At 68.0% G+C, this 11711-nt stretch carries 10 protein-coding genes; 4 read left to right on the forward strand and 6 right to left on the reverse strand.

The window, feature by feature from the left end; all coding sequences use genetic code 11:
* Positions 1 to 15 precede the first annotated feature (15 nt).
* From AAFF19_RS20605 to AAFF19_RS20620, 4 genes are all read left to right on the forward strand, one after another.
* Entirely contained in the window at positions 16 to 1284 is a 1269-nt protein-coding gene (locus AAFF19_RS20605; protein ID WP_182120171.1) for an ABC transporter substrate-binding protein, read from the forward strand.
* 13 nt (positions 1285 to 1297) lie between these two features.
* A complete protein-coding gene (locus AAFF19_RS20610; RefSeq protein WP_182120170.1) occupies positions 1298 to 2422 on the forward strand; it encodes an SDR family oxidoreductase in 1125 nt (374 codons plus the stop codon).
* Positions 2419 to 3534, forward strand: a complete 1116-nt coding sequence (locus AAFF19_RS20615) for a muconate/chloromuconate family cycloisomerase (RefSeq protein ID WP_182120169.1) — start codon at positions 2419 to 2421, stop codon at positions 3532 to 3534. Before AAFF19_RS20610 ends, AAFF19_RS20615 begins: the two co-directional genes overlap by 4 nt.
* A gap of 91 nt (positions 3535 to 3625) precedes the next feature.
* On the forward strand, positions 3626 to 4615 hold the full coding sequence (locus AAFF19_RS20620) for a tripartite tricarboxylate transporter substrate binding protein (protein WP_246330994.1): 990 nt from the start codon (positions 3626 to 3628) through the stop codon (positions 4613 to 4615).
* Positions 4616 to 4664: 49 nt separating this feature from the next.
* Here AAFF19_RS20620 and AAFF19_RS20625 read toward each other — a convergent pair whose 3' ends face one another.
* The 6 genes from AAFF19_RS20625 to AAFF19_RS20650 form a co-directional block, all read right to left on the reverse strand.
* Positions 4665 to 5675, reverse strand: coding sequence for a phosphotransferase family protein (locus tag AAFF19_RS20625; RefSeq protein ID WP_182120213.1), 1011 nt, complete (start codon positions 5673 to 5675; stop codon positions 4665 to 4667).
* A 32-nt stretch (positions 5676 to 5707) separates the two neighbouring features.
* Positions 5708 to 6484: an SDR family oxidoreductase gene (locus AAFF19_RS20630; protein ID WP_182120168.1), complete on the reverse strand. Its 777-nt coding sequence runs from the start codon at positions 6482 to 6484 to the stop codon at positions 5708 to 5710.
* Positions 6481 to 7677: an acyl-CoA dehydrogenase family protein gene (locus AAFF19_RS20635; protein WP_182120167.1), complete on the reverse strand. Its 1197-nt coding sequence runs from the start codon at positions 7675 to 7677 to the stop codon at positions 6481 to 6483. The genes AAFF19_RS20630 and AAFF19_RS20635 overlap by 4 nt, the downstream gene beginning before the upstream one ends.
* A gap of 151 nt (positions 7678 to 7828) precedes the next feature.
* Positions 7829 to 9964 (reverse strand): acetate--CoA ligase family protein, encoded by a 2136-nt coding sequence (locus AAFF19_RS20640; protein WP_182120166.1) that lies wholly within the window; start codon positions 9962 to 9964, stop codon positions 7829 to 7831.
* Positions 9965 to 10127: 163 nt separating this feature from the next.
* Entirely contained in the window at positions 10128 to 11126 is a 999-nt protein-coding gene (locus AAFF19_RS20645; RefSeq protein WP_182120165.1) for a tripartite tricarboxylate transporter substrate binding protein, read from the reverse strand.
* Positions 11127 to 11197: 71 nt separating this feature from the next.
* Entirely contained in the window at positions 11198 to 11590 is a 393-nt protein-coding gene (locus tag AAFF19_RS20650; RefSeq protein ID WP_182120164.1) for an OB-fold domain-containing protein, read from the reverse strand.
* Positions 11591 to 11711 lie beyond the last annotated feature (121 nt).

The raw sequence follows: 11711 nt of genomic DNA on the forward strand, positions 1-11711 counted from the left end.
GCCCAAGGAGACACCATGAAACGCATCACGCCCTTCCCCCGCACCCCCCGTACCGCCCTGCAGCAAGCCTGCCGGGCCGCCTTGCTTGGCGCCACACTCGCCGCCACCTGCCTCACCGCGCCGGCGCAGGACACCAGCATTTCCGACGACATCGTTCGCCTTGGCATCCTGACGGACCTGGGCGGACCATTTGCCGACATCACCGGCCCGGGCAGCGCAGCCGCCATCCAGATGGCCATCGACGACTTCGGCGGACAGGTACTGGGCAAGAAAATCGAATTGCTGGTGGTGGACCACCAGAACAAGGCCGACATCGCGGCGAACAAGGCCCGTGAATGGTTCGATACCGGCAAGGTGGACGCCATCATGGATGTCGCCGTCTCCGCCCCCGCACTGGCCGTACTGGAAGTGGCCAAACAAAAGCAGAAGGTCATCGTTTTCAACGGCCCGGGCACCGACCGGCTCACCGGCGACCTGTGCATGCCCAGCACCGTGCACTACGTGTATGACACCTATGCGCTGGCCAATGTCACCGCCAGCGCGATCACGCAGCGTGGCGGCAAGGAGTGGTATTTCATCACGGCAGACTACGCCTTCGGCCACAGTCTGCAGGACCAGGCCAGTGCTGTGGTGACCGCCCAGGGCGGAAAGGTTCTGGGCGCTGCCAAGCACCCCATCGCGGCCACGGATTTCGCCTCTTTCATGCTGAGCGCACAAAACAGCAAGGCGCAGGTGATCGGCCTGGCCAACGCCGGCAGCGACACCGTGAACACCATCAAGGCCGCACGCGAATTCGGCCTCACGCAGGGCAAGAACAAGCAGACGCTGGCAGGCCTGCTCATGTACATCAACGACATCCACGCCATCGGCCTGCGCACCGCCGGCGGCCTGATGCTCACCGAAGCGTTCTACTGGGACATGAACGAGGAAACCCGGGCCTGGTCCAAGCGCTATTTCGAGAAGATGAAGAAGATGCCCAACATGAGCCAGGCGGGCGCCTACTCCTCCACCATGCACTACCTCAAGGCCGTGCAGGCCGCCAGGACCGACGACACGGCCAAGGTCATGGCCCAGATGAAGGCCACGCCCATCAACGACTTCTTCGCCAAGAACGGCCGTATCCGGGAGGACGGCCGCATGGTGCATGACATGTACCTGTTCGAGGTGAAGTCGCAGGCCGATTCGAAATATCCGTGGGACTACTACAAGCTGGTGGCAACGGTGCCGGGCGACAAGGCATTCCTGCCGCTGGCGCAGTCCAAGTGCCCGATGATCAAGAAGTAAGGACGGGCCGGCCATGACGACACCCCAGCAGACGGCCCTTATCGTGGGCGCAACGGGCGTGGTGGGACAGGCCTGCCTGCACCACTTTGCCAGCTTGCCGGGCTGGAGCGCCATTGGCGTGGCCCGCCGGCCCATTACGCCGCCGCCCGGCGCCCAGGCCCTGCAGCTGGATCTGCAGGACAGTGCTGCGTGCGCCGCCGCCCTGGGTGGGCGCGACGACATCACCCATGTGGTGTATGCCGCCGTGTATGAAAAGCCCGGGGGTCTGGTGGGCGGATGGCGCGACGAAGAACAGATGCAGGTCAACCTCGCCATGCTGCGCAACGTCATCGAGCCACTGGACCGCCCTGGCAGCCCACTGCGCCACGTCACCATCATGCAGGGCGGCAAGGCCTATGGCGTGCACATCCACCCCGAGATCGCCGTGCCCGCGCGCGAACGCTGGCCGCGCGACCCGCACGAAAATTTCTACTGGCTACAGGAGGACTTCCTGCGCGAGCGCCAGGCCCGCTCGGGCGACGCATGGCACTTCACCATCATGCGCCCGCGCATCGTGTTCGGCGAGGCCGCGGGCAGCAACATGAACCCGATCCCCGCCATCGGCGTGTATGCCTGGCTGCGCCACGAGCAGGGACTGCCGCTGGCCTACCCCGGCGGCCCGGCCCGCGTGAACCAGGCCATCGACGCCGAGCTGATCGCCCAGGCCTGTGCCTGGGCTGCAGAGTCACCCAACGCACGCAACGAAACCTTCAACCTGGAAAACGGCGACGTGTTCGTCTGGCAAAACGTCTGGCCCGTCATTGCCGACGCGCTGGGCATGCCCATGGGCGATCCCGAGCCGCAGTCCCTGGGCGAGAGCCTTCCGCGGCAGCAGCAGGCCTGGGAGCGCATCGTGGACAAATACCGGCTGGACGCGCCCCGCGACCTGATGGCCTTCATCGGCCAGGGCGCCACCTATGCCGACTTCCAGATGAACCATGGCAAGCAGGGCCCGCTGCCGCCGGTGCTCATGAGTTCGGTGAAGATCCGCCAGGCGGGTTTTGCGGCCTGCATCGATACCGAAGACATGTTTCGCAAGTGGTTCGGCCGGCTGCAGCAGCGCCGCCTGCTGCCCACCGCAGAACAGGCCAGGGCATGAAGATCACGGGCGTCACCAGCACCATCGTCGATCTGCGCCTGCATCGCATGCACCGGCTGGCCATGGCCACCATGGCCGGCCACACCCTGGTCATCGTGCAGATGCACACCGACGAGGGCGTGACGGGGCTGGGAGAGCTGTCGGTGATCACGGGCTACAACGAAATCAGCGCCGGGTCAGCCAAGGCCGTCATCGACGAAGTTCTGGCCCCCGTGCTCATGGGCCAGGATCCGCGCCGGCTCTGGCATGCCATCGGCCTCATGGACCGCGCGATCAAGGGCAACCTGCCCTGCAAGGCGGCGCTGGAGATGGCCTGCGTGGACATCACGGCACGCGCGCTCAATGTCTCCAGCGCGGCCCTGCTGGGCGGTGCGGTGCGCGATCGCCTGGAAATGCTGTGGGTGCTGGCCAGCGGCGACCTGGAGCAGGAATTGCGCGAGGCGCGGCACAAGCTGGAGCAGCGCACACACCGGCATTTCCTGGTCAAGATCGGCACCGGTGACCCGGGCGACAATGTGCGGCGCGCCGTGGCGATACGTGATGCACTTCCCGAGGCGGCCACGGTGCGCGTCGATGTCAACCAGGCGTGGGACGAGGCCACGGCGCGCTGGGCCATCCCGGCCCTGCACGCGGGCGGCATCGCAGTGGTGGAGCAGCCCGTGCACGCCGCCAGCATCGACGCCCTGCGCCGCCTGACACACGCCAGCCCCATCACCGTGATGGCAGACGAAGCGGTGGCCACCCCGCAGGACGCCCTGGCCTACACCAGCACCCATGCGTGCGATGCCCTGTCCATCAAGGTGTCCAAACATGGCGGCCTGCTGCGCACCGCGCAGATCGCCCAGATTGCCAGTGCAGGAGGCCTCGCCCTCTTTGGCGGCACCATGATCGAAGGGGCTATCGGCACGGCAGCCTGCGCACAGCTGTATTCAACGCTGCCCGACCTGCAATGGGGGTGCCAGCTGTTTGGCCCCCAGTTGCTGGTGGACGACGTGGCCACCAGCGCCCTGCGCTATGAGGACTTCGCCCTTTGCGTGCCCGACGGCCCGGGGTTCGGCGCCACCCTGGACCCGGACAAGCTGGCCTACCACCAGCGGCGACAGGTCGCCTGAAACACAGCAGCCTCCCCTTTTTTTCATCCGCGGCCACAGAGCCAGGCGCTTTCTGCGCACATTTCCATCCCCTTGTCTGAAGGAGACATCCATGCCCCTGTTCATGAATCGCATCAACCGCCGCGCCACGCTGGCATTCCTGCTGGCCCCTGTGATGGGTGCAGCGCTGCCCGCCCACGCGCAGGCCTATCCCGACAAGGCCGTGCGCGTCATCGTTCCGTTTGCTGCCGGTACAGCGACCGATACGATTGCGCGGCTGGTGGGCCAGCACATTGCAGACGCGCTCAAGCAGCCCGTCGTGGTGGACAACCGTGCGGGCGCCAATGGTGCCATCGGGGCCGACGCCGTCGCCAAGGCCCGCGCCGACGGCTACACGCTGCTCGTGACCACCAACACCACCCAGGCTTCCAACCTCAGCCTGATGAAGTCCATTCCCTACGATCCGCAGAAGGACTTCGCGCCCATTTCGCTGCTGGGCAAAGGCGCTTTCGTGCTGGCTACGCGCGCGGATGCGCCCTTCAGCACGCTCGCCGAGTTCGTGGCCCATGCCCAGAAGAACCCCGGCAAGGTGAGCTACGGCAGCGCCAACAGCTCCGGCATCATCAGCGGGGCCACGCTGGCGCTCAAGTCCAAGCTGGACCTGATCCACGTCCCCTACAAGAGCGGCCCGGCTGCGCTCAGCGACGTCATGGGCGGACAGACATCCAGCCTGTTTGTGGATATCCAGTCCGCGCTGCCGCACCTGCGCAGCGGCAAGCTCAAGGCGCTGGGCGTCACCAGCGCGCAGCCGCATCCCTTGCTGCCCGGCGTGGCCAGCCTGGCCAGCGCACCGGGCATGGACAACTTCGACCTGAGCTACTGGATTGCCGTGTACGCCCCGGCAGGGACGCCCGCGCCGGTGCTGCAGACACTGAATCAGCAGGTGGTGCGGTTCACGCAATCCAAGGAAGTCATCGCCCGGTTTGCCGACCTGGGCTTCACCGTCGAAGGCAGCACCAGCGCCCAGCTGGACGAGTTCACACGCAGCGAGATCGGCAAATGGCGCAGCCTGATCCATGCCGCGGGGATCACGCCGGAATGAGAAACCTCGCGGCGCCGGTCCGCGGACCGGCGCAGCGCAAAGTGCGAGGCTATTCGCCAGGGCGCTGGGCCCACTCCCATCCCAGCCGGGCCAGCGGCCCGGCCTTGCGCCCGGTTTCCTCGGCGTCGGCCGAAGCAGCGCTGCCGTCGGCCGCCCGCTGCGCAATGCCATACAGGATGGCCGCCATGCGAAACAGGTTGTAGGCCATGTAGAACGACCAGTGACCCTGCACGTCACGGCCGGTGGCCGCACTGTAGTCAGCCAGGTACTGCGCTTCGGTGGGAATGCCCAGCGCGGGCAGGTCCAGCCCGCCCATGCCGCGCCACAGCGCGGGCGGCACATTCCAGGCCATGCAGTGGTAGGCCAGGTCGGCCAGCGGATGGCCCAGCGTGGAGAGCTCCCAATCCAGCACACCGATCACGCGCGCCTCGCTGGGGTGGAACACCAGGTTGTCGATGCGGTAATCGCCGTGCACCAGCGTGGTCTCGTCGCCCGGCGGCACATGTGCCGGCAGCCAGTCCATGAGCTTGCGCATGTCGTCGTCCAGCGGCACCGAGAGTGCCCGGCACTGGCGCGACCAGCGGTCGATCTGGCGCTGCACGTACTGGCCGGTGCGGCCGTAGTCGGCCAGGCCCACGGCGACAGGGTCCACGCTGTGCAGCGCGGCGATCACGCGGCCCATTTCGCGGTAGATCGCGCCGCGCTCGGCAGGCGTGCTGCCCGGCAGCGCCGGGTCCATGAACACGCGGCCCTGCAGAAACTCCATCACGTAGAAGGGGGTGCCCAGAATGGTCTCGTCCTCGCAATAGGCCAGCATGCGCGGCACTGGCACGTCGCTGCCCTGCAGCGCCTGCATGACACGGTATTCGCGGTCGATGGCGTGGGCCGACGCGGCAAGCTGGCCGGCCGGCTTCTTGCGCAGCACGTAGGCGCGATCGCCCGCCGTGACGCGAAAGGTGGGGTTGGACTGCCCACCTGTGAGCGGTGCCACGGCGATGGCCTCGTCACCCGCGAGCCCCTGAGCGCGCAGGTAGTCCGTCAGTGGCACCATGGGCACCATGGGCACGCACTGCAGCAGCGAATCGGCGGCGCTCACAGTGAACTCACCAGGTGTGCACCATCCACCGCCACCGTCGCGCCCGACATGGCGGCACCGGCGTCGGAGGCCAGCAGCAGCAGCGGGCCGTCGAGGTCGGTCATCTCGCCAAAGCGCCGGCTCGGGATGCGGCTGCGCAGCTTGTCGCCCGCCTCGCTGGTGAGGAAGTCGCGGTTCAGGTCGGTCACCACGTAGCCGGGTAGCAGCGCATTCACACGGATGCGGTGGCGCGCCAGCTCCAGCGCCATGGCCTTGGTGGCCTGCACCACGCCGGCCTTGGAGATGGCATAGGGCGCCACGCCGCCCGCCACGCGCTCGCCCAGGATGGAGGCCACGTTGACGATGCTGCCGCCCTTGCCCGCCGCCACCATGCGCCGCGCCGCCTCGGTGGCCACCAGCCAGCAGCCCTTGAGGTTGGTGTCCAGCACCTGATCGAAGTCCTCTTCGGTTTGCTCCAGCAGCGGCCGCGTGACCGTGACACCGGCGTTGTTGATGACCACATCCGGTGTGCCCCAGCTGGCGAGCTCGTCAAAGCAGGCGCGCACGCTGGCCGCATCGCTCACGTCCAGCGACAGCGCGCGCGCCTGTCCGCCCGCGGCGGCAACGCCATCGACCACGGCCTGCAGCTTGTCGGCGCGGCGCGCCGCCACGGCCACGCGTGCGCCCACCGACGCCAGCAGCTGCGCGAAATGCGTGCCCAGGCCACTCGATGCGCCGGTGACCAGTACCACGCGCCCGTCCAGGCGGAATCGGCTCAAGGCATCCACGCTCATGCCCCGCCTCCCGCCGCTGCTGCCTCCGCCTTTTCGGCCTGGTGCACCAGCTTGCGTGCCATGCTCCAGCGGTGCACTTCGCTCGGGCCGTCGTAGATGCGAAAGGCGCGCATGTCCGTAAAGATGCGCATCACCGGCGATTCGGACGTGACGCCCGAGCCGCCCAGCATCTGCACGCTGCGGTCCACCACACGCCACTGCGCTTCGGAGCACACCACCTTGGCGCGGCTCGATTCGAAGTTGCACTTCTCGCCTTGGTCCAGCAGCCACGCCGTGTGCCAGATGTGCAGGCGCGCGGTGTGCAGGTCCATGTCGTTGTCGGCCAGCATGAAGCCCACGCCTTCGTGCTCGGCCAGCGGCTTGCCAAACGCCTGGCGCTTGCGCACATAGGCCAGGGCGGCGTCGTGCGCGCGGCGCGCCTGGCCCAGCCATCGCATGCAGTGCGTCAGGCGCGCGGGCGCCAGGCGCACCTGGGCGTAGCGAAATCCCTTGCCGATCTCGCCCAGCACATCGGCGGCGGGCACGCGCAGGTTGTCAAAACGCAGCACGCCGTGGCCGCCGGTAAAACAGGCGTCCATGGCGTCCATGCTGCGCTCCAGCGTGATGCCGGGGCGGTCCATGTCCGACAGGAACATGGTGGCCGAGCCATCTTCCATGCGCGCCATGATGATGGCGTAGTCGGCCCCCTCGGCGCCCGTGATGAACCACTTGACGCCGTTGATCACATAGTCCTCGCCATCGCGCACGGCGGTGGTGGCCAGCATGGAGGGGTCTGCACCGGCACCGGGCGCGGGCTCCGTCATGGCAAAGCATGAGCGGATGTGGCCAGCCACCTGCGGGCGCAGCCAGCGCTCTTTCTGCGCGGGTGTGGCCACCTCCTCCATCAGGTGGATGTTGCCTTCATCGGGCGCGTGGATGTTCAGCGCCGTGGGGCCCAGCCACGAATAGCCGGCCTCTTCGAACACTGCGGCCTTGGCCACATGGCTCAGGCCCAGGCCGCCCATTTCCCTGGAAGCATGGGGCGTGAGCAGGCCCGCCGCACGGGCCCGGGCCACCAGCTCGCGGCGCAGCGCTTCACTGGGGCCGTGCGACGACTGGCGCTCGTCGTTTTCGAGCGGGATGACCTGCTCGGCGATGAACTGGCGCGTTCTGTCGCGCAGCGCCTGGATGTCAGGGGACAGGTGGAAATCCATGCAAGCTCTCCTTCGGGGTTCGGTGTCCCACAGAAATTATTGGAAAAAACAAGCTGCAGCGCTTATGGGTAAAGCGCCACCAGCTATATAAACAGTAGCATAACGAGTCGCGGGCACTGCCCTGGCGCCACCGTGCCGTCCGCCCCCACCATCACGCCAGCGCCGGCTCCGCAGCCGCCACCGGCTGCGCGCCGGAGCCTGCGGCGGCCGCGCATTCCACCAGCGCGTCCACCACCACCGCACCCTCACCGGCGGCCCCCACCATCACCGGGTTCAGGTCCACCGAAGCGATGGCGCCGCGCGCACCGGCGATCACCTGGCCCACGGCCACGGCAATGTCGGCCAGGGCGGCGACGTCCAGCGGCGGATCGCCGCGCACGCCGTCGATCAGCGGGGCGATGCGCAGGGTGCGCAGGGCCTGCACCACCTCCTGCTGGCTGAAAGGCGGCAGCAGCACGGCCACGTCCTGCAGGGCTTCGACGTATTTACCGCCGTCGCCCACCACCACCACCGGGCCAAACACGGGGTCGATGCGCGCGCCGACCATGAACTCGTGCTGCCCCTTGTGCATGGCGGCGACGATCACGCCGTCACGGGCCACGCCCATCTCGGTCATCTTGGCGTCAAAGCGTCCGTACAGCTCGCCGGCCTGCTCCGCACTGGCCACCCCCAGGGCCACCAGGCCATGTTCGCTCTTGTGCGGCACCTCGGCCGAGCAGGCCTTCACCACGGCGCGCCCACCCACGGCGTCGAACGCGTTGCGCGCCTCCTGGGCCGAGCGGCACAGGTACATGGGTACGGTAGGCACCCCATGGCGTGCCAGCAGCGCCAGGCTGTCGGCCTCGTTGAGGAAGCCCTGCGCGCCCTGCGGAACGACCACCGTGGGCAGCGTGGGCCAGGCGGTGCGCTCGCGGCGCATCAGCGCCGTGTGCCCCGCCACCTGCGCCAGCACGCCCAGGGCCTCGCCCTCGTTCGGGAAGGTGGCAATGCCCTGCGCGCGAAAGGGCTCGGCCACGCTTTCCTGCCAGGCGGCCACTGCCACCGGCTTGCCCGTGGTGGCCTCGAACGCTGCGGCATCGCGCGCGAAAGCCTGCACGTCGTAGCCCGCGCCCGCAACCGGAATGTTGATGAAGAACAGGTCGGCCGCCGCGTCCTGCGCCACGGCGGGCAGCACCTTGCCGAACAGGCCGCTGTCGCTCAGCAGCGCCGCGGTGATGTCGATGGGGTTGCTGGCCGTGGCAAAGCCCGGCAGCTGGGAGGCCACGGCGTCCTGCGTGTGCTGCGCCAGTTCGGCCAGCGGCAGCCCCTCGTCGTCAGCGGCATCGGCGCCCATGACGCAACTGGCGCCCGAGTTGCTGATGATGACCAGACGGCGGCCCTCGGGGCGCCAGCCTTTGAGATACGCCTGGGCCGCGCGCGCCTGCTCGTGCGGGTCGCGCACGCGCCAGATGCCATGGTGGCGAAAGAACGCATCCACCGTGCGGTCCTCGTTGGCCAGTGAACCCGTGTGCGAAGACGCCGCCTTTTGCCCCTGCGCCGAACGCCCCGCCTTGATGGCAATGATCGGCAGGTCGCGCTCGCGCGCATGGGCAGCGGCGGCCGCCAGCATCTCGGGGTTGGCGATGCTTTCCAGGTACAGCAGCAGCAGCTTCACATCGGGATCGTGGGCCACGGCCAGGGCCAGCTCGCCCACCGTCACGTCGGCCTCATTGCCCGTGGCATGCACATGGCGCACACCCAGGCCGCGCCCGCGCAGCAGGCCATAGGTCATGGCGCTCATGCCGCCGCTCTGGCTGACGATGCCCACCGGCCCGTCCATGGGGGGCACCTCGATGAACATGGTGGAAAAGCCTGCAATGGCACCGGTGCCAAAGTTGGCCAGGCCCTGGGTATTGGGGCCGTACAGGCGCATGCCTGCCGCGCGTGCCTTGGCCACCATGTGCTGCTGCAGTTCCAGCCCCGCGGCACCGGTCTCGCCAAAGCCCGAGGCAATGATCACGGCCGACTTGACGCCGCGCGCCGCGCAGTCCTCCACGGCCGCCACCGTCTTGTCGCCGCCCACCACCACCAGGGCCAGGTCCGGCACTTCGGGCAGGGCGCCGAGCGAGGCATAGCTCTTGTGACCCTGGATCTCCGCACGCGACGGGTTGATGGGATAGATCGCACCCTGGAAACCATGGCGCTGCATGTAATAGATCGGGCGCCCGCCGATCTTGTGGATGTTGTCCGAAGCGCCAATGATGGCGACCGAACGCGGATTGAGAGCGGAAGTCAGGAGGTCTTGCATGGCAGTAGGTGTGTCTCGGTTATTCATGGAGTGCGGCTTGTGAAACCGGCGCGACGCAGGCGAGGGCCGCCGTGCAAGGGTCGCCAAGCCGTGCAGGCGGCGCTTTGCTTGCGTGCACTGGCGGCGTCCCCTTCAGGGGGAAGGCGCGAAGCGACTCAGGGGGTCAGTCAATCTTTGCCCCGGAGGCTTTCACCACCTTGGCCCACTTGTCGACCTCGGCCTGCAGGAAGTTGCCGTAGGCGACCGGCGTGCTGTAGGCGGCAGCAAAACCCTGGGCGTCAAAACGCTGGCGGATATCCGGGCTTTCCAGCACGGCCTTGATCTCGGCGTTGAGCTTGGCCACCACCTCCTTGGGGGTGCCGGCGGGCGCCAGCAGGCCGTTCCAGGCGATGGCTTCATAACCCGGCAGGCCGGATTCCGCCACGGTGGGCAACTCGGGCGCCACAGGCGAGCGCTGTGCGCTGGTCACGCCCAGGGCCTTGAGCTTGCCGCCCTTCACATGCGGCATCGACGACAGCATGGTGTCGAACATCAAGTCCACCTGTCCGCCCATCACATCGGTCAGCGCGGGGGCGCTGCCCTTGTAGGGAACGTGAGACATCTTCACCCCGGCCATGGCGCTGAACAGCTCCGCCGAAAGGTGGGTGGACTGGCCGTTGCCCGACGATGCGTAGTTCAGGCCATCCTTGCGACTCTTGGCCAATGCGATGAGCTCGACCACGTTGTTGGCCGGCAGCGCGGGGTTGGCCACGATCACCAGCGGGCCGCTCGTGAGCTGCGAGACAGGCGCGAAATCCTTGGTCAGCGAATAGTTGAGCTTGGGGAACAGTGCCGGATTGATGGCATGTGCCGTGGTGGCCACCACAAGGGTGTAGCCGTCGGGTTCGCTGCGGGCCACGGCCTCGGCACCCAGGTTGGCGCCGGCGCCGGGCTTGTTGTCGATCACGAAAGGCTGGCCCAGGCGCTCCTGCAGCTTCTGCGCGACAGCGCGCGCCACGATGTCGGTGGGGCCGCCTGGCGGGTAGGGCACGACCAGCTTCACCGGCTTGTTCGGATAGGCCTGGGCAAATGCCAGCGGCGAGGTGGCGGCGCACAGGGCGGCGCAGGCCAGGCCAATCCAGTGGCGGCGGCTCGTCAGGCGGGAAAGGGAGGTGTTCATCATGGCTTGTCTCCTTGGGTGATGTGTTGTGGATGCCGGTGAATGAAAAGGACCGAAAGGAAAGAGAGGGGGCGCTAGGGCGCAGGCGCAAAGCGCACCAGCGTGCGCCCCTGGTGGTCGAAGAAGCCGGCGTGCACGCGATCGCCGATGTGCACGCCCGCTGTGGCATGGGCCATGAGGCGCGGCCCCTCGTCGAGATGCACCAGCACCAGCGTGTAGGGCGCCAGTGCGCGGAACTCGTCCGACGGCGCACGCGCCACCTCGGTGACGGCGCACACCGTGGCCGCGCCGGCGGCGTCGCGCCAGTGCAGGCTGCCGCGCTCGCCGCAGTGCTGGCAGGCGTAACGCGCCAGCGTCTGCGTGCCGCCGCAGGCCGTGCAGCGCTGGTAGCGCAGCACGCCATTGCGCAGGCCGTCGGTGAAGGGGGCGGCCAGGGGGCGCGGTGCGGCGGATGTGTTGGTGTTCATCTCAGTTGTCCTTAGTGCTTCGCGCCACCCAGGGCGCATGAAACTGGCGCGCCCCAAACCAGGGCAGCCGAGCAAGGGCCGCCCCGCAGCGAGGGGCTGCGTCCCCCTTCCCACGCGCAGC

The organism is Acidovorax sp. FHTAMBA, from assembly GCF_038958875.1.
Lineage (GTDB): Bacteria > Pseudomonadota > Gammaproteobacteria > Burkholderiales > Burkholderiaceae_C > Acidovorax.

What these genes read in the sequence shown, in the direction of transcription:
- AAFF19_RS20620 (WP_246330994.1), top strand. Translation starts at nt 3,626, where the DNA reads ATGCCCCTGTTCATGAATCGCATCAACCGCCGCGCCACGCTGGCATTC.
- AAFF19_RS20610 (WP_182120170.1), top strand. Translation starts at nt 1,298, where the DNA reads ATGACGACACCCCAGCAGACGGCCCTTATCGTGGGCGCAACGGGCGTG.
- AAFF19_RS20615 (WP_182120169.1), top strand. Translation starts at nt 2,419, where the DNA reads ATGAAGATCACGGGCGTCACCAGCACCATCGTCGATCTGCGCCTGCAT.
- AAFF19_RS20650 (WP_182120164.1), bottom strand. Translation starts at nt 11,590, where the DNA reads ATGAACACCAACACATCCGCCGCACCGCGCCCCCTGGCCGCCCCCTTC.
- AAFF19_RS20605 (WP_182120171.1), top strand. Translation starts at nt 16, where the DNA reads ATGAAACGCATCACGCCCTTCCCCCGCACCCCCCGTACCGCCCTGCAG.
- AAFF19_RS20630 (WP_182120168.1), bottom strand. Translation starts at nt 6,484, where the DNA reads ATGAGCGTGGATGCCTTGAGCCGATTCCGCCTGGACGGGCGCGTGGTA.
- AAFF19_RS20640 (WP_182120166.1), bottom strand. Translation starts at nt 9,964, where the DNA reads ATGCAAGACCTCCTGACTTCCGCTCTCAATCCGCGTTCGGTCGCCATC.
- AAFF19_RS20625 (WP_182120213.1), bottom strand. Translation starts at nt 5,675, where the DNA reads ATGGTGCCCATGGTGCCACTGACGGACTACCTGCGCGCTCAGGGGCTC.
- AAFF19_RS20635 (WP_182120167.1), bottom strand. Translation starts at nt 7,677, where the DNA reads ATGGATTTCCACCTGTCCCCTGACATCCAGGCGCTGCGCGACAGAACG.
- AAFF19_RS20645 (WP_182120165.1), bottom strand. Translation starts at nt 11,126, where the DNA reads ATGATGAACACCTCCCTTTCCCGCCTGACGAGCCGCCGCCACTGGATT.